The 17747-nt window shown below is 62.6% G+C and carries 11 protein-coding genes and 1 pseudogene; 3 read left to right on the forward strand and 9 right to left on the reverse strand.

All coding sequences use genetic code 11. The features are described 5' to 3' along the window. Positions 1-37: 37 nt before the first annotated feature. The 9 genes from AC1DU8_RS12890 to AC1DU8_RS12930 form a co-directional block, all read right to left on the reverse strand. Positions 38-529: a GNAT family N-acetyltransferase gene (locus AC1DU8_RS12890; RefSeq protein ID WP_457278903.1), complete on the reverse strand. Its 492-nt coding sequence runs from the start codon at positions 527-529 to the stop codon at positions 38-40. 1387 nt (positions 530-1916) lie between these two features. Next, on the reverse strand, positions 1917-2249 hold the full coding sequence (locus AC1DU8_RS12895) for a hypothetical protein (protein ID WP_457278904.1): 333 nt from the start codon (positions 2247-2249) through the stop codon (positions 1917-1919). 96 nt (positions 2250-2345) lie between these two features. After that, positions 2346-2666 (reverse strand): hypothetical protein, encoded by a 321-nt coding sequence (locus tag AC1DU8_RS12900; protein WP_477667455.1) that lies wholly within the window; start codon positions 2664-2666, stop codon positions 2346-2348. A gap of 112 nt (positions 2667-2778) precedes the next feature. Continuing rightward, positions 2779-3768: a dienelactone hydrolase family protein gene (locus AC1DU8_RS12905; RefSeq protein ID WP_457278906.1), complete on the reverse strand. Its 990-nt coding sequence runs from the start codon at positions 3766-3768 to the stop codon at positions 2779-2781. Between the two features lie 172 nt (positions 3769-3940). Beyond that, a complete protein-coding gene (locus AC1DU8_RS12910) occupies positions 3941-4210 on the reverse strand; it encodes a hypothetical protein (RefSeq protein WP_477726839.1) in 270 nt (89 codons plus the stop codon). Positions 4211-4902: 692 nt separating this feature from the next. After that, on the reverse strand, positions 4903-5721 hold the full coding sequence (locus AC1DU8_RS12915) for a transglutaminase family protein (protein ID WP_457278907.1): 819 nt from the start codon (positions 5719-5721) through the stop codon (positions 4903-4905). Positions 5722-5794: 73 nt separating this feature from the next. Continuing rightward, on the reverse strand, positions 5795-6757 hold the full coding sequence (locus tag AC1DU8_RS12920; protein ID WP_457278908.1) for an alpha-E domain-containing protein: 963 nt from the start codon (positions 6755-6757) through the stop codon (positions 5795-5797). A 2-nt stretch (positions 6758-6759) separates the two neighbouring features. Beyond that, the gene (locus tag AC1DU8_RS12925; RefSeq protein ID WP_457278909.1) at positions 6760-8253 is read right to left on the reverse strand and encodes a circularly permuted type 2 ATP-grasp protein; all 1494 of its coding nucleotides are present in this window, start codon (positions 8251-8253) and stop codon (positions 6760-6762) included. Between the two features lie 90 nt (positions 8254-8343). Next, positions 8344-10902: a DNA internalization-related competence protein ComEC/Rec2 gene (locus AC1DU8_RS12930; protein WP_477726840.1), complete on the reverse strand. Its 2559-nt coding sequence runs from the start codon at positions 10900-10902 to the stop codon at positions 8344-8346. A 336-nt stretch (positions 10903-11238) separates the two neighbouring features. On the opposite strand from AC1DU8_RS12930, the pseudogene AC1DU8_RS12935 reads away from it, so the two are divergent. The 3 genes and pseudogenes from AC1DU8_RS12935 to AC1DU8_RS12945 all read left to right on the forward strand — a co-directional run. Then, a pseudogene (locus tag AC1DU8_RS12935) lies at positions 11239-11841 on the forward strand (transglutaminase family protein); the annotation flags it as partial. A gap of 177 nt (positions 11842-12018) precedes the next feature. Then, on the forward strand, positions 12019-14766 hold the full coding sequence (locus AC1DU8_RS12940) for a transglutaminase family protein (protein WP_477727053.1): 2748 nt from the start codon (positions 12019-12021) through the stop codon (positions 14764-14766). A 183-nt stretch (positions 14767-14949) separates the two neighbouring features. Continuing rightward, entirely contained in the window at positions 14950-17739 is a 2790-nt protein-coding gene (locus AC1DU8_RS12945; protein ID WP_477726841.1) for a circularly permuted type 2 ATP-grasp protein, read from the forward strand. Positions 17740-17747: the final 8 nt, after the last annotated feature.

Genomic DNA, 17747 nt, shown 5'->3' on the forward strand with positions numbered 1-17747 from the left:
GCAAAGCCGTCCACAAGGCGCCCGCCCGGTGGAAGGATCAGGCAACATCTGCAAGCCGTGACGGCGAGAGCTCAAGGGCCAGGTACCTGGTACCGGGGACGGGATTGAAGGTAACGGGCGCCGCAGGTTGAAAACCCAGGGACTCGTAGATGCGCTGTGCGGCAGAAAACTCAGGCAAGACATCGAGGCAGATGCGGGAGTAGCCCGCAGCCCGCGCTTCATCGAGGATACGTTCGATGAGCCGGCGGCCAAGGCTTTCGCCTCTCGCATCCGGCCGCACGTAGACGCGCTTCATTTCGCAGGTGGTTGCGTCAACGCGGCGAAGCGCGGCACAGCCAACGACAGCCGGCCCCTTCCATGCGAGAAGCAGGCGACCATCGGGCGCGGCGTACTTTCCGGGTAACGCAGCGAATTCCGCCTCGTAATTCTGGAAGGCAAGGCTTACGCTTGGACTGGCGACGTACTCCCGAAGGATGGCTACGACATGCTCAAGGTCATCGGGGAAGGTTGCGGGCTTGATATCGGTCATCTGAGAAGCCTAACGTTTGACATGAGGGGCGGCCGCAAGTGGGCGAAGCCTGCTTGTGGACGTCCCCTCGATGGAAGGGTTAGGCCGCATTCGTTGTGGCCGCAGTTGACTCGGACTCTGACGACTCCAGCTCAGGAGGGTAGTGATACCAGGCTTCATGCGGAGACAGTTCGCTGCAGGCAAGACACTGGGTCTTCGTCCACTTGTATGCGCAACCCGGGCAAACGCCTCGAGTCCAAAACGTATTCCAAACGGTCCCACAAGACGGCATGCATTCCCATCTGTCTTCTGAGCGTGGCCTCCACTCGCATACTGGACAGTAGATTTCCGCCTTGTCGTGCATTCGCACTCTCCCTCGAACCAAGTATTTCAACGGACTATGCCACAACCGCCTACGGCTTGCCCCGGAACCGGCGGAGGCGCTCGCGAGCTGCACGTACTTCGTCAGGCGTGCGCTGGCGAAACAGCCATTTTGCGGCTGCCACTACAGCGGCCACGAAGACGATTGTGATGAACAACCACGGTTCCATAATGCGGCCTAACGTTTGACATGAGCGGGGGCGAAGGCGATCCGCTCTTGATGGAATGGTTAGCCCTCATCGCTCACTTTTCGATGAGAACTGAATGCTGAGAGCGATCAGAGCGGCGGGAACCGCGAGAGCGAAATGAGCCGCCGCGACGCCTTTCGGGCCGAAAAGGTCTCCAGCAAAAGAGAAGAGAGAAGCCGCTCGACCTGAAGGAGACAAAGATCCCGGGTGGGCCCATTCGTAAGTACCGCAGCCCAGACAGACGAACGTTATGCCCCAAGCGATTGCGAGCCCCGCCCAGCGAGGCAATCCTTGGGAAGAACCGATGGGCAGGTTCATGAGGGCTAACGTGCGTGTGACCGGCGCCCAAGGTCAGGTGCGACCAAAGGGAGCAGACTCACTTGGGCGTCCGTGTCGACTAGCGGGTTATGTGGCGTCCTATCCACGTGCAACTCCAACCAGGGCCGTGACCAAGAAGGCACCCGCCAGTGACACACAGCCTATGTTGAGGCTCGTGCGCAGGCTCGAATAAGCCACAAGATCGACTAACCCCCGAACAAAGGTGACTAGGGTGATGAAAAATGCAGCAATGCCTGTGATCACAATTGCTCCGAGCAACAACGCTCCGTCGCCGTGAACGTTCCAAAGATGTCCTTGGCCTGAGCCCACCATTCCCACAATCACAAAGGCCAAGGGAACTAGGGCCGGCGCAACCAAGCGTATCCTCGGAAACTCGCTTGGATCTGGTGGGACGCAGCGATACCTCATGTGCTCAAGCCATATAGCGTCGGCGCTGTACGGCACGCAGCACGCGCCGCGAAGCGGCATTCTGACGCTGCTTGTCCGCGACGAGCACCCTGTTAGATTGAATTTCTTTTCCTGAGCTTGTGAAGTGCATAGCCAGTGAATCCTTGATGTATGAAACCGAATAGTGCCATGAGAGGTATCCACGCGGCAAAGTATTGGGGCAAAGCCAGTAGCAGCATCAGGCAAGCCAACAGGCCCGCTCCAAACGTTAAGTCGCGCCAAGCAAACCATCGCGCAAATGCTTCAATGCCTTCAGGCGGGCGCGAAATCCATTGATGTGTAAGTTCAACGCGGCCTTTGACTCCCATCTGATAGGCGCGCCAGAGAAGAAATGACGCCATACCAACAGGCAGGACCAGAAATACTAAAACCGTGAGCGCGTACATCTGAAAATCTAACGTTGGCGCTGCCCGGCACACAACCTGCGCCGCAAAGCGGCAGCCTTGGGTTGCGTGTCCGTGCCGAGCAACGGGTTAAATGGCTCAGTAGGCAGGAAGAAGAATGACTGCACCAACACACACCACCATTTCTAGAAAAAACTGAAATACCGCGCGCCAATGCCGCTTGTATGCAAACCAGAAAAACGATCCGAAGGCAACGACAAAGCCCAAAAACAGGACCTCCGCAGAAAAATGATAGACGATGAAATTGAAGGTTGCAGCGGCGAACCCTTTGTCGTCCAGAAAGTTTGGGCGGTCAAAGAAATACGCCGACCACGGCAAGAAAATCAGACCGAAACACACGAGGGCCGTGCTGACGCGGAACCGAAATCGCGGGAGCGTTTGAACTTGCGAGGTTGCCATTTAACGTTCCGCATCACCCGCGCGCGCCGCTGTTGCGCGCGTCGGCGTGGATGCGGCGGTTAGGCGTGACGTTTCTATCCTCCGCGAACACGAAGAATTCTCACATTCGCCTTCATTTCGGAGGGCCTACGCCGCCGTCACGTGCCTTGAGGTGGCGGGCAAGAAACTCGAAAACCCGTTTGCGCGACTCGTCCGCGACCTTGGCGTCGTAAGCGAAGAGCACCCCCTCGGGGGAACTTCCAATCTGACGGACGCGCCGGGGCGGGCTGGATTTGGGTTGGTCCCAAGCGTGGCCGGTATTAGGGAACACATGCCATTCGACCGGTGCGCCGGATTCCTGGAGCTTTTGAAGTCGGGGCAGGCATTCCCGCGGGTCGCCGTCTTCATCCAGCTCGCCGAGGAGTGACAGGAGCGGCGCATCGCTGTCCGGCAGCACGAACGTCGCGCCGAATTCCCGGCTGAAGCACTGGCCGTAAACCGCGACGGTGGCGGCGAAGCGCTGCACGGAATACCTCGCGGCGGTTCCCTTGCTCGCAAGCAAATGCGCGACCCGTCCGCCCTGCGAAAACCCCATCGCGGCGACACGGGAGGTATCTACGAAATCAAACTTGCCCAGATGCCGTAGCGCTTCATAGGCGTCCCGAACGCGGACTGGTAGAGGAGCGAAACCCGGACGAATGACGAAGCAGGTACCTTCCTGGGGAATCCCTCTTTGTTTCCAGCTATCCACGACGAAGGCGACGTAGCCCTCTTCCAGCGCCCGGCTCACCCAGTAACGCATGTGCTGGGGATCAAAATCGACCGCCGCGCACGTGTGCAATAGAAGCAGCGCGGGGAACGGACCATTGCCTTTCGGCTTGAAGATGGCCATCCGAGAAGCGTTGGTAAAGGAGCCAAATTCCTCCACTGTGTCCGGAAACTTCAACCCCATGACGGAGTACGCTTGGAGGCAGAGTTGCCGGGGTCGCTCGTCTGCCACGGCCTCGCAGCGCGCCTTTTGCTCCGGAGTCGGCTCAACAAACTCGACCGCATCGGCGTTCGGCGAAAATCCAAACGAGGAAACGAATCCGAGTACGAGCAGGAACGAAATGACCGATCTCATGTGACACTAGAACTATTCATACACGCCTAACGTCGGAGATGACCGGCACGCACCTGCACTGCGCCGCGCGGCGTACGTTCATCTGCACGCTGCGCGGCGCAGTGCCGGTGCGTGTCCGTGTCGAACGACCTGTTAGACCTCTTGCCGCCCCAGGCAGTAGCTGACCGTCTGCTCATTTCAACCACTCACCTTGGTCAATTCCGAACTCCTCGGCGGCAGCGGCGTAGGCGTTCTCGAGCGTTTCGTGCCATGTGTCCGCAGCATAGCGGCCATCGAGAGAGGAGTACACAAGGAGAAAGTTTCGATTGCCGTCGTCTGTGATTTCGAACGCGAACTCGAGCTCAAATGACCCGGGCGTGCCTTCATCCGCGCTGGACCAGCCGCTGTTTGGGTGACCGGCGATCACCACGGTCCGCTTGGGAACGCGCGCGAACGTCTGCATGAGGTCTAACGTAATGTATGCCGAAAAACCTGCGGTATAACCTGGCGCTTGCAATCTAATCTGGACATTAAAACCTCCTGTAAGCCGCTTGCATGCTGGGCCTAAAAGAAATACGCTGTAATTTCATACAGGTATAAAAGTTCCGTGAAACCCCGCAATCCTCCACTGCAGTCTGCCCGCTTGCTGGATCAGGTCCGGGAGCGGGTTCGGTATTTGCACTATAGCCTTAGCACCGGGAAAACTTACCTGTACTGGGGTACGTTTTTGTTCGATGCCACCGCGGCAACAGCCAGATAACGCATACAACATATCCGCTCGGTATTGGTCGCCGGTGGCGGTTTTTCGATCACGCTGACCAAAGTCCTGCCAGGCCGCCAGCTGTATGGCTCGCCTGGATTGCTATCAATTCAATAGCTTCTGGCGCTTGCTTTGATTGGGCTGGATTCCCTTTTGATGCTTAAAAAAGTCGACTTGAGCCGCTGCAGGCCTCTTTTGCGCCTCCGGGGCGGTCAATTGAGGCGTTAAAACGGGTTTTAGAGCGCTTTTGGGCCTGTTTTTATTCATATTTTAGGTCTGCAGGCCAATAGTAGCGGGCGCGAGCAGCTATGAAAACAATAGCAATCAAATGGACTGATCGGGTATCTACCTCCGCATTGCGCTCAGTGCATCTGCCCATCCAGGCCCGGGCAGGCTCACACCGGCTGAATCGTGATCTCCACCGTCATCGATTCTTCCCCGCCGCCCTGCCGCACGCCCTTGATGGGGGGGCAGGCGTTGTAGTCGGTGCCCATGGCCAGGCGCACGTGGCGCTGGTCGATCAGGCAGCTATGGGTGACGTCGATGCTGACCCAGCGGCGGGTGGCCACGTCGAGGCACACGTCACACCAGGCGTGGCTGGCAAGGTCGGGCTCGTTGGCGGCGTAGAAGTAGCCGCTGACATAGCGCGCTGGGTAGCCCAGGCTGCGGCAGATGGCGACCATGACGTGGGCCTGGTCCTGGCAGACCCCTGCCCCGGACTTGAAGGCTTCCAGCGCCGTGGTCGTCACGCTGGTGCTGTTTTTCAGGTAGCCCACAGCGTCTGCCACGCCCTGGCTCAATGCCAGCAGGGACGGCAAGCTTGCGGTGCCGTCAAGGCTTTGCGGGATAAAGCGGCGGCCAAATTCGGCGAGCTCCCAATGCGGCTCAGCCAGATGCGTGGCACGCAGAAAAAAATACGGATGCGGCAGGGTTTCCGGGTCGTTGAACTCAGCCACGCCAAAGGTTTCCACATCACCAGCCGCGTTGACCAGGCTCCAGCGCACGTTATCGGCATCCTTGCCCACAAAGGTGTAGGAGCTGATGGTGTTGCCAAAGGCGTCGCGTTGGGTAAAGAGTTTTTCGGGCGCGCCCAGGCTCCAGAAATGCACCGTCTGCGCCGGGCTGGACTGCGGCGTGAGCCACAGCGTCTGCAACGCGTAACGCAGCGGCTCCGTGTACCGGTAGTCGGTGATGTGTCTGACGTGCAGTTTCATTAAGCCTCTGCCTTCCAGCGGCGCCGGGCTTGCCTTGGCTGGCCCGGCGCTGCGGCCGGTGGGTTACCGTCTTTCAAGTGGTGGCCGGCACCAAAAACTCTCGGCTGATGTGTGCGCCCAGCTCGTTCACGCGGTCCAGGAACTGCGTGAGGAATGCATGCAGGCCCGTTGCCAGGATTTCGTCGATACGTGCGTACTGCAGGTCGGCGCGCAATTTGCCGGCGCGGCGCTGGGTTTCGCTGCTGGTGTCGCTGGTCACCATGGCAAGGTTGCTCATGACTTCGTTCAGGCAGGCCAGCAGGGAGCGCGGCATGTCGGCGCGCAGGATCAGCAGCTCGGCCACGCGCTCGGGTTTGATGACGTCGCGGTACACCTTGCGGTAGACCTCAAAGCCCGAAACGCTGCGCAGGATGGCGCTCCAGTGGTAGAAGTCGTATTCCTGGTCTTTCTCGCCGGCCATGCCGAGGAAGTCGTTCTGCACGGCGTGAAACTTCACGTCCACCAGCCGCGCGGTGTTGTCGGCGCGCTCGAGGAAGGTGCCCAGCCGCAGGAAGTGAAAGGCTTCGTCCTGCAGCATGGTGCCCAGGGTCACGCCGCGCGACAGGTGCGAACGGAACTTGACCCATTCAAAGAACTGGCCCGGGTCGCGCTCGAAGTCGCCGCTGCGCAGCATGCGGATGACTTCGAGGTAAGTCTGGTTCTGCGTTTCCCATACTTCGGTGGTCAGCGTACCGCGCACAGCCCGGGCGTTTTCACGGGCGTTCTGCAGGCATGAAATGATGCTGGACGAGTTTTTCTCGTCGCGTACCATGAAGTCCATCACGTCGCGCGGGTTGATGGTGTCGCCGTACTTGGCGGCAAACGAAGGCTTGAGCTCACTGATGCTGAGCAGGCCCTGCCAGCCGGCCTGTACCAGCGCATCGGACTGCGGCAGCAACGAGGTCTGGTAGTTCACATCCAGCATACGCGCTGTATTCTCCGCCCGCTCGGTATAGCGCGACATCCAGAAGAGGTGGTCTGCAGTGCGTGACAACATGATTACATTCCTCCCCGGGATTGCGACTGCGATTGGGACTGGTACTGCATGGACGAGCCGTCCTGCAATATCCAGGTGTCTTTGGTGCCGCCGCCCTGCGACGAATTGACCACCAGCGAGCCGTCTTTGAGCGCCACGCGCGTGAGGCCGCCCGGCACCATCTGCACTTCTTTACCGCTCAGCACAAAGGGCCGCAAGTCGATATGGCGCGGTGCAATGCCGCTTTCCACATACGTGGGGCAGGTTGAAAGGCTGAGGGTGGGCTGCGCAATGTAGCCCGACGGATTGGCCAGCAAGGCCGCACGGAACTCTTCGATCTCGGCCTTGGTGGCAGCTGGCCCCACCAGCATGCCGTAGCCGCCGGCGCCGTGCACTTCCTTGACGACCAGGTCTTTCAGGTTGGCCAGGGTGTACTGCAAATCCTCATTGTTGCGGCACATGTAGGTCGGCACGTTTTTCAGAATGGGCTTTTCGCCGAGGTAGAACTCGATCATCTTGGGCACGTAAGGGTAGATCGACTTGTCGTCTGCCACGCCGGTGCCGATGGCGTTGCACAGCGAGACATTGCCGCTGCGGTACACATTGAGCAGGCCCGCGCAGCCCAGGGTGGAATTAGGCCGGAAGGCCAGCGGGTCGAGGAAGTCGTCGTCAACGCGGCGGTAGATCACGTCGACGCGTTTGGGGCCGCGCGTGGTGCGCATGTAGACAAAGTTGTCCTTGACGAAAAGGTCTTGCCCCTCGACCAGCTCGACGCCCATTTGCTGCGCCAGGAAGGCGTGTTCAAAATAGGCCGAGTTGTACATGCCGGGCGTCAGCACCACCACCGTAGGCTCGGCCGTGGCCGGCGGCGCCATGCCGCGCAGGGTTTCGAGCAGCAGGTCGGGGTAATGCGCCACGGGAGCAACGCGGTTTTCGCTGAAAAGCTCGGGAAAGAGCCGCATCATCATCTTGCGGTCTTCCAGCATGTAGCTCACGCCGCTGGGCACGCGCAGGTTGTCTTCGAGCACGTAGTATTCGCCGTTGCCCTGCGCGTCGGGTGCACGGACGATGTCGATGCCGCTGATGTGCGAATAGATATTGCCGGGCACATCCACGCCCATCATCTCGGGGCGGAACTGCGCATTCTGGAAGATCTGCTCGGACGGCACCACGCCGGCCTTGATGATTTCCTGGCCGTGGTACACGTCGTGGATGAAGCGGTTGAGTGCAGTGACGCGTTGTACCAGGCCTTTTTCCATGCTGGCCCATTCGTGGGCGGGGATGATGCGGGGAATCAGGTCAAAGGGAATCAGGCGTTCGGTGCCGGCGCCGTCTTCGTCCTTGGCACCGTAAACCGCAAAAGTGATGCCGACCCGGCGGAAAATCATTTCAGCTTCGGCGCGGCGGGCCTGCATCACGTCGGCAGGCTGCCGGGCCAGCCAACGCTGGTAACCCTGGTAATGCTCACGGACGCTGGACTCCGTGGCGTTCATTTCGTCGAACATCGGTCGGCTCATTGGCTTGATCTCCAGCAAGTTATGCGCATGGCAATTGTTTTAACGTAGCTTAGCAAGTTATGCGCCAAGGCGGTGCGTCCGCCAATATTTTTAGCGTTCAGGCACATGATGCCAGTAGCGCCTGCCCTGCTCCCGCTGGCACAAAATCTCCCCGGGGCGAAGGCTTTGCCAGGTGGCAGCCCCGCACTGCGGCGACTTCACCAGGCGTACGCCGCGCTCCTCATAACGCGCCACCACGGACTCCACCGGGTGGCCAAAACGGTTTCGGTAACCCGACTGCACCACCGCCCACTGCGGCCTGACGGCATCGAGGAACACCGCGCTGGACGATGTTTTGCTGCCGTGGTGGGGTACCAGCAGAAAGTCAGCCTTGAGGCTGGCCGGCACGCTGGTTGCCAGCCGGAGTTCCTGCGGCGATTCGATGTCGCCGACCAGCAGGGCTGTGCGGCTGCCGCCAGGGACGCTGCTGGAGATGCGCAACACGCAGCTCATGGCGTTTGACTTGCTGGCAGCGTCGTAATCGGCGGCTACGGGGTGCAGCACCTCAAATGCCACGCTGTCCCATTCCCAGCGCTGGCCGGCCACGCAGCGGCCGGCTTTGCGTTGCATTTGCAGCGGATGCGCGTCTTCAATCGAACTCACCAGGCTGGCTTCTGGCTGCATGGCCAGGACAGCCTGGGCGCCCCCGATGTGGTCGATGTCCCGGTGGCTGATCATGAGCATGTCCAGCCGCTCCCCCAGCGCGCGCAGAAGCGGCACCAGCACGCGGTGCCCGGCATCACTTTCGCGCGAAAAGCGCGGGCCGGCGTCATACAGCAGCGTGTGGCTTGCCGTACGCACCAGCACGGAATTGCCTTGCCCGATGTCCGCGGCAAGCAATTCAAACTGCCCCGGCGCCACGCGCACCGGCTGCCACAACAGCACCGGCAGCAACAGGGGAAGGCCCAGCGCTCGAAAATAAAACGGCAGGCGCGTGGCCAACAGGCCGCCGCCCGCAACGCCGGCGACAGCACACCACAGCGGCGCCGCCGCCACGCTGACCGAGGCCAGCGGCCAGCTCGCCAGCCATTGCAAAAATATCGCCAGCCCGCCGACCGACCATGCCGCCAGCGACCACACCGGCGCCCACGCCACGCCCAGCAAAGCCAGCGGCGTGATGACCAGTGTTACCACCGGAATGGCCACGGCATTGGCCAGAAGGCCGACCAGCGAAACCTGGTTGAACAGCAGCAGCGACAGGGGCGTGAGCGCCAGCGTGACGACCCATTGCTCCCGCATCGCACGCCCAACGCTGTCCAGCCATCTGGGCCGGCGCTGCCACCAGCGCCCGTCCTCAGGTTGTTTTTTTGAGTCGAATTGGGCTGCAGCCCTTTCCCCATGAGCGCGAGCAGCTCCTGAATCTGTAGCAAACAAAACACCCACCGCAACGAAAGACAACCAGAACCCGGCTTGCATCAACGCCCATGGGTCCAGCGCCACCACCACGGCCATGGCCAGCAGCCAGGTCTGCAGCCAGGGCCACTGCCTGCCGCCTTGCCGAAGCAGGATCACGGTGGCCAGCATCCAGATGGTTCGCTGCGCGGGCACGCCCCAGCCGGAAAACAATGCATACAGGGTGGCAAGCAGCAAGCCGCCCAAAGCACCTGCAGCGGCTGCCGGCAACACCAGGCACAACCGCGGCGTGAAACGCGCTGATCGCCGCCACAGCGCGCCGATCAGCAGTGAGGCAGCCCAGGCAAACATCGTTATATGAAGGCCTGAAATACTCATCAAGTGAGCTACGCCCGTGGCACGAAACACATCCCAGTCGGCGCGTTCGATGGCGGCTTGGTCGCCGACCACCAGCGCGGCAACGACACCGGCCAGTTGTCGGTTTTCAATGCGCTGGAAGATCGCTTCACGCACGGCCTGCCGGGCCTGCTCAATGGGGTGTTGCCAGCTGCTGGAAAGTTTTGCCGGCGGTGCGTCGCGCGGGCCGGCACGCACATAGCCCGTGGCCTGTATGCCCTGCTCCCACAGCCAGAGTTCGTAGTCAAAACCAAACGGGTTGCTGTTGCCGTGCGGCGCCTTGAGCCGCACCGTCATTTGCCAGCGTTCTCCGGCGCGCAGGGCTTGCGGCTGGCGCTGCAAGGCCAGTGCTATCTCGAACGGGTCGGCGTCCTGCGCCGGTACGGCGGGCTCGCGCCCGGCAAAGCCCGAATACCAGCCCAGCATGATTTGCGGCGGCAGGGTGACTGTGCCGCCATTGAGGCGGGCAGATTCCACCGCGAAGCGAAAGCGCAGGCCATCTTCTCCGGGTTGCGGCATCGCCAGCACCTGGCCTGTGACCTCGATATCGCGGCCCTCCAGCGCCGGATTGAGCGCCGCCGTCAGGAAGACGCCGGCACGCCAGCCCGTGAGGCCCACACCGAGCAAGGCAGCAAGGGCAAAGGCCGAAACCACCCTTCCCCACGAAGGAAGACGCAGCCTGCCAAAGCGCAGGTACAGGCCAGCCAGGGTGCAGGCCAGCAGCGCCATGGCGGCATAAATCTGTTGTGGCCACAAGACGGGCTGCTGCAACTGCAGGGCAACACCCGCAATAAAACCGGCAAACACCGGCCCCGGGCTTGCCGCATACAGCCGTGCCCCGGCTGATACAGGTCGATTCAAACCCGCCTCCCCTTTGAACTGTTTTTATGCACTGACCGCTTTGAGCTTAACGGGAAAGCGCGGCAGATAGCCAACAAACAGCGCCAAACAGCCGGTTCACACTCAAGAGACCACGTGGCGCAGCTCTTGCTTTCAGAAATGCCACCAAATCCGGGTAAGCTGTTTACACGGCGTTCCTGAGACCGCAAGATGTGGCGGTCTGTTGAACGTATTTTCCAGAGGGCGTGATTACACGCCCGTTCCTTTAAAAGCGAGGCTGCCTTGTCCATCCACGTCGCCCTGAGCCACATCACGCATTACAAATACGACCGCCTGGTCAAACTCGGCCCCCAGGTCGTGCGCCTGCGGCCTGCGCCGCACAGCCGCACACAGGTACTGTCGTATTCCCTCAGGGTTGAGCCCGCCGGCCACTTCATCAACTGGCAGCAGGACCCGTTTGCCAATTACCAGGCCCGGCTGGTGTTTCCCGAGCCGACACGCGAGTTCAAGGTCACGGTGGACCTGGTGGTGGAAATGGCGGTGTTCAACCCGTTTGACTTCTTCCTGGAACCGGCTGCCGAAGAATTCCCGTTTACCTATAACGCACTGCAGGCCCGCGAACTGGCACCCTACCTGGCCACCCAGCCAGCCACACCGCTGCTCAAGCGTTACCTTGAAAAAATCGACCGCACGCCCAAGCGCACCATCGACTTCCTGGTGGGTCTGAACCAGGGCCTCCAGTCGGACATCAAGTACTCCATTCGCATGGAGCCCGGCGTGCAAACGCCTGAAGAAACGCTGCGCCTGGCCTGCGGCTCCTGCCGCGACACCGGCTGGCTGCTGGTGCAGCTGCTGCGGCACATGGGCCTGGCCGCGCGTTTTGTCTCGGGCTATCTGATCCAGCTGAAAGCCGACGTCAAATCCATCGACGGCCCCAGCGGCGCCGAAGCCGATTTCACCGACCTGCACGCCTGGTGCGAGGTGTTTTTGCCCGGTGCCGGCTGGGTCGGCCTGGACCCGACCTCGGGACTGATGGCCGGCGAAGGCCACATTCCGCTGGCGTGCACGCCCGAGCCGTCGAGCGCAGCGCCGGTCGAAGGCGGCGTCGACAAATCCGAAGTCGAGTTCGAGCACCACATGGCGGTGCAGCGCATTTACGAGTCACCACGCGTGACCAAGCCCTATACCGAGGAGCAATGGCAGGAGGTGCTGGCGCTCGGCGAAAAGGTCGACAAAGACCTGGCGGCCGGTGACGTGCGCCTGACCATGGGCGGCGAGCCGACCTTTGTGGCCACCACCGACCGCGACGCGGCCGAATGGAACATCGACGCGCTGGGCCCGACCAAACGCGGCTATGCGACCGAACTCGTGCAAAAGCTGCGCGCCGAATATGGCGAAGGCGGCTTCCTGCATTTCGGCCAGGGCAAGTGGTACCCGGGCGAGCAATTGCCGCGCTGGGCACTCAGCATTTTCTGGCGCAAGGACGGCCAGCCGATCTGGCAAAACCCGAGCCTCTTCGCCGACGAGCGCCAGCCCTGCAACTACACCAGCGCCGACGCGCAGCGTTTTGTGCAGACACTGGCGGGCAAGCTGGGCCTGGCCACCACCTACATCACGCCAGGCTATGAAGATACCTGGTACTACCTCTGGCGCGAACGCCGGCTGCCAGTCAATGTCGACCCATTTGATTCGAAGCTGGACGACGCCATGGAGCGCGAACGCCTGCGCCGCGTCTTCATGCAGGGCCTGGATTCCGTCGTGGGCTATGTGCTGCCGCTGCAAACCAAGGAGCAACTCAAGCAACGAAACGCAGGCGCCTCGCCCGCGCTGAGTGGGCCCAAATGGACCACCGGCCCCTGGTTCTTCCGCGAAGAGCGCATGTATTTGATGCCGGGCGACTCGCCCATGGGCTACCGCCTGCCGCTGGATTCGGTGCCCTGGGTGTCCAAGACCGACTACCCTTACATGATCGAGTCCGATCCGTTTGCCCCGCGACAGGACCTGCCGGCGGCTTCCGCACTGGCGGCGCGCTACAACGGCAGCTTCAGCGCAGCCCGCGGCGCCACACCGGCGGCCGCATCCGCGGGCGGCAGCGCCAGTTCGCTCGCGCAATACATGGCGCGCTACATGACGGGCAACACCGCGCTGTCGCAAGCCAGCCGCATTCTGCAGTTCCGTCCGCTGGGAAACAACGGAACGAACGGTACGGACGGGTTGAATGGCAAGCCGGCCGCTGAGGCAACAACGCCTGCCGACGATCGCGCGCCCAAGCCCTTTGAATCGGCCGCCTGGCTCACGCGCACCGCGCTCTGCGTGGAAGTACGAGACCCATCCCGCGCCAATGGCCCGAAAGACAAACCCAAGGCCGACCCGGACAGCAAGGCCAACAAGTCGGGCCGTGGCGAAACCGGTGCGATCTACGTCTTCATGCCGCCCATGGAAAGGCTCGAAGACTACCTCGACCTGTTGGCCGCGGTGGAAGCAACGGCGCAGTCGCTGGGCGTGAGCATCGTGCTCGAAGGCTACCCGCCACCGCGCGACCCGCGCCTGAAGATGCTGCAGGTCACGCCCGACCCCGGCGTCATTGAAGTCAACATCCACCCGGCTTACAACTGGGGCGAGCTGGTGGAGCACACTGAATTTCTCTACAAGATCGCGCATGAAACGCGCCTGTCGGCCGAGAAATTCATGACCGACGGCCGCCACACCGGCACCGGCGGCGGCAACCACTTCGTGCTGGGCGGCGCGACGCCCGCCGACAGCCCCTTCCTGCGCAAGCCCGAGGTACTGGGCAGCCTGATCGCCTACTGGCACAACCATCCGTCGCTGAGCTATCTTTTCTCGGGCATGTTCATAGGCCCGACCAGCCAGGCACCGCGTGTGGACGAGGCCCGCAACGACCAGCTGTACGAACTGGAAATCGCCCTGCGCGAGATCGAAAACAACCGCAAGAAGTATGGCGCCGACATGCCGCCCTGGCTGGTGGACCGTACGCTGCGCAACATCCTGGTCGACGTCACCGGCAACACGCACCGCAGCGAGTTCTGCATCGACAAGATGTACTCGCCCGACTCCGCCACCGGGCGCCTGGGCCTGCTGGAGCTGCGCGCATTTGAAATGCCGCCGCACGCGCGCATGAGCATTGCTCAGCAATTGCTGCTGCGCGCGCTGGTATCGCGCTTCTGGAACAAGCCCTACCACGGCCGTGTCACGCGCTGGGGCACCGAGCTGCACGACCGCTTCCTTCTGCCGGGCTTTATCCGCATGGATTTTGAAGACGTGCTGACCGAGTTGCGTGAGGCCGGCTACGGCTTCGACATGGCATGGTTCGAACCGCACTTCGAGTTCCGCTTCCCGCTTATCGGGCAAGTCAAGGCCAACAGCATTGAGCTGACGCTGCGCAGTGCGCTGGAGCCCTGGCATGTGATGGGCGAAGAAGGCTCGGCCGGCGGTACCGTGCGTTATGTGGATTCATCGCTGGAACGCGTCGAAGTGCATGTGACGGGCCTCAATGACAACCGCTATGTCGTCACCGTCAACGGCCGGGCATTGCCGCTGCAAAGCACCGGCCGCGTCGGCGAATATGTAGCCGGTGTGCGCTACAAGGCCTGGAACCCGCCTTCGGCCCTGCACCCTTCCATCGGCGTGCATGCGCCGCTCACGTTTGACATCGTCGACACCTGGATGGAACGCTCGCTGGGCGGTTGTCAATACCATGTGGCGCATCCGGGCGGGCTCAGTTATGACACGCTGCCGGTCAATTCATACGAGGCCGAAAGCCGCCGCCTCACGCGCTTTTTCCGCATGGGCCACACCCCGGGCAAGATGCGCGTGGCGCCGGCGCAGCCCAGCCGGGAGTTCCCGTTCACGCTCGATTTGCGCTGATTACGGCCCGACGGCGGCGGCCCGGGGCTTGAAAGCCCCGGGCGAAGCGCCTCCCCGTACCGTTAACGGCTGTCTTATGGCTGCAACATTTGCATGCACAGGCGGCATAAATAGCCATTTGGCCGCGCATTGAACCCGCCTTGAGCCTTGCAGGGGATGGGCCGCAGGCATACTTGCACCCACGTGGAAAATAACACTCAGTCACTTTTTGCCGCCCAGTCGCTTGAATCTCCCTGCGCACTGGCTGCCGCGTTGGCGCCTCATGCGGCGGCGGGGCATTTCGATGAGTTGCGGGGCCGTGCGTCCGAGGGCCCAGCACCTGTAGAAACGGCCGCGCCGGCACAGCCCGCGCTGCGGGCCGCAGGCAGCCCCCCTGAAACCGCCCCCGCCCGGCCCGACGCCCCGGCGGCGGGGACGGACGACGCGCTGTCGCCCGACTGGACGCGCTTTTTCAACTTCCTCGGCAGCGACGGCTTTTACGACCTGAACCACCGCACCGCCAACCTGCGCCGCCAGATCCGCGACAACGGCGTGACCTACAACGTCTATGCCGACGCCAATGGCCCGCAGCGGCCCTGGTCGCTGGACCTGTTCCCCATGATGGTTTCGCCCGCTGACTGGGCGCAGATCGAGACCGGTATCCAGCAGCGCGCCCGCCTGCTGGACCGCGTGATGGCCGACATCTACGGCCCGCAGGAGCTGCTATCCAAAGGCCTGCTGCCCAGCGCGCTGGTGCATGCCCACCCGGGTTACCTGCGCGGCATGCAGGGCGTGCAGCCGGCCGGCGGCACCTATTTGCACATTGCCGCCTTCGACATCGCCCACGGCCCCGACGGCCGCTGGTCGGTGGTGTCGCAGCGCACGCAGGCGCCTTCGGGCCTGGGCTATCTGCTCGAAAACCGCCTGACGATTTCACTGCTGTTCCCCGAAGCCTTCCGCGAAATGAAGGTCGAGCGGCTGGCCGCGTCGTACAAGGCGCTGGTGGATGGCCTCAAAGCCATGAGCCCGACGGACAGCGACGAGGAAAGCCGCGTGGTACTGCTGACGCCGGGGCCTTACAACGAAACCTATTTCGAGCATGCTTACCTGGCGCGCTTCCTGGGCCTGACCCTGGTCGAGGGCAGCGACCTGCTGGTGCGCGATGACAAGCTTTACCTGAAAACCCTGCGCGGCCTGGAGCGTGTGCACGGGCTGCTCAAGCGCCTGGACGACCAATTTCTCGATCCGCTGGAACTGCGCTCGGACTCCACACTGGGCGTGCCCGGCCTGCTGCAGGTGATACGCGCGGGCAATGTGCTGGTGGTCAACACGCCGGGCTCGGCCTTCCTCGAGTCAAGCGCGCTGCTCGGCTTTCTTCCCGCGCTCTCCGAGCACCTGCTCGGTGAAACCCTGGCCCTGCCCTCGCTGGCCACCTGGTGGTGCGGCGAGCAGGCGGTGATGCAGGACGTGCTGAGCCAGCTCAAGACCTGCGTGATCAAGCCGACCTATCCGGGCACCGGCATGGAATCCGTCATCGGCCATACCCTGTCGCGTCGCGCGCTGGACGAATGGGCTGGCCGCATTGTTCGCCGGGGCGAAGACTTCACCGTGCAGGCTTACCTGCCTCTGCCGCAAACGCCGACCTGGCAGGGCGAGCGGATTTCCCCGCGCTCGGCCATGCTGCGCGTGTTTGCGGTGGCCGACGGCAACGGCTCCTGGCAGGTGCTGCCGGGCGGCCTGGCACGGCTGGCGGGCAAGAACGAAAACATGTCATCGATGCAGCACGGCGGCAGCAGTGCCGACGTGTGGGTGCTGGGCGACCCCTCCGCAACCATGGCGGCGGCCGAACACACCACCGCGCCGCGCACCGAACAGCCGGCGCCTGCCTGGGCCGCAGCACCGCTGCGCCACCGCCCACCAGTAACCAGCCGCGCGGCCGAAAACCTTTTCTGGCTGGGCCGCTACACCGAGCGCGCCGAAAACTCCACGCGCCTGGCGCAGATCACGCTGCAATGCCTGGGCGGCGAGGACCAGACCTCGCAGCCGCTGCTGGCCTGGCTGACCAGCATGGCCGTCGGCAATGCGCTGGTGCTGGACACCGTGCCGCCGGCCACGCATGCGCGCCGTGTCTTCGAACGCGCGCTGATCGCCAACCTGGCCGACACCGAACAGGCCGCCAGCGTCGGCTTTAACCTGCGGGCGCTCAAGAGCGCCGCATCTGCCGTGCGCGAACGCCTGTCACAGGAACAATGGCACATGATCGTGCGCACCGAGACCGACTTCTTCCAGCGCTGCTCATCGTTCAGCGCCGTGGGCCAGACCCAAAGTCAGGGTGGGCAAAGCCAGAGCCAATCCAGCCAATATCTGCTCGAATATTCTTCCGTCGAGGCGCTGCGGGCGCTCGAGTCAGCCAGCGGTTTCCTCTCAGCCATGACGGGTGCGCAAACTGACCGCATGACACGCGACGACGGCTGGCGCCTCTTGAGTCTGGGGCGGCTGATTGAACGGCTCAACACCCTGGCGGGCGCATTGGTGCGCGGTTTCGAAACCGGATCGGTCTTTGAGGAAGGCGGCTTCAACGCCATGGTGGCGCTGTTCGACAGCACTATCACCTTCCACGCGCAATACCAGCAGCGCCGCGACATCCCGGCGCTGCTTGATCTGCTGGTGCTGGACCGCGACAACCCGCGCTCCCTCGGCTGGGTGGTGCAGACCCTGCGCGGGCGCCTTGCCAAGCTGGCGGGCAGCGCGCCGGGCGACATGCCCGACCTGGCGATGGAACTGCCCGACCCCGGCAGCTGGGCGCTGGCTGATTTGTGCCAGGAGGTCCCAGCCCGCACCGGCGAAGGCGAAGATGAAAACGGCGAGCAACATGACGGGCGGCTGGTGCAGCTGCTCGAGCAGTGCTGCGATGCCGCGCTGGAGCTGTCAGACACCTTGAGCCGCCGCTACTTCAGCCACGCGGCTTCGGCCAGCCAGAGCTTAGGCGCCTGAGGCCCCAG

This window comes from Polaromonas sp. P3_A5 (assembly GCF_056403055.1).

Bases quoted from the DNA above. Each gene is read 5' to 3' on its own strand.
- AC1DU8_RS12940 (WP_477727053.1), top strand. From the start codon at position 12,019: ATGGCGGTGCAGCGCATTTACGAGTCACCACGCGTGACCAAGCCCTAT.
- AC1DU8_RS12900 (WP_477667455.1), bottom strand. From the start codon at position 2,666: ATGGCAACCTCGCAAGTTCAAACGCTCCCGCGATTTCGGTTCCGCGTC.
- AC1DU8_RS12925 (WP_457278909.1), bottom strand. From the start codon at position 8,253: ATGAGCCGACCGATGTTCGACGAAATGAACGCCACGGAGTCCAGCGTC.
- AC1DU8_RS12905 (WP_457278906.1), bottom strand. From the start codon at position 3,768: ATGAGATCGGTCATTTCGTTCCTGCTCGTACTCGGATTCGTTTCCTCG.
- AC1DU8_RS12920 (WP_457278908.1), bottom strand. From the start codon at position 6,757: ATGTTGTCACGCACTGCAGACCACCTCTTCTGGATGTCGCGCTATACC.
- AC1DU8_RS12910 (WP_477726839.1), bottom strand. From the start codon at position 4,210: ATGCAGACGTTCGCGCGCGTTCCCAAGCGGACCGTGGTGATCGCCGGT.
- AC1DU8_RS12915 (WP_457278907.1), bottom strand. From the start codon at position 5,721: ATGAAACTGCACGTCAGACACATCACCGACTACCGGTACACGGAGCCG.
- AC1DU8_RS12895 (WP_457278904.1), bottom strand. From the start codon at position 2,249: ATGTACGCGCTCACGGTTTTAGTATTTCTGGTCCTGCCTGTTGGTATG.
- AC1DU8_RS12890 (WP_457278903.1), bottom strand. From the start codon at position 529: ATGACCGATATCAAGCCCGCAACCTTCCCCGATGACCTTGAGCATGTC.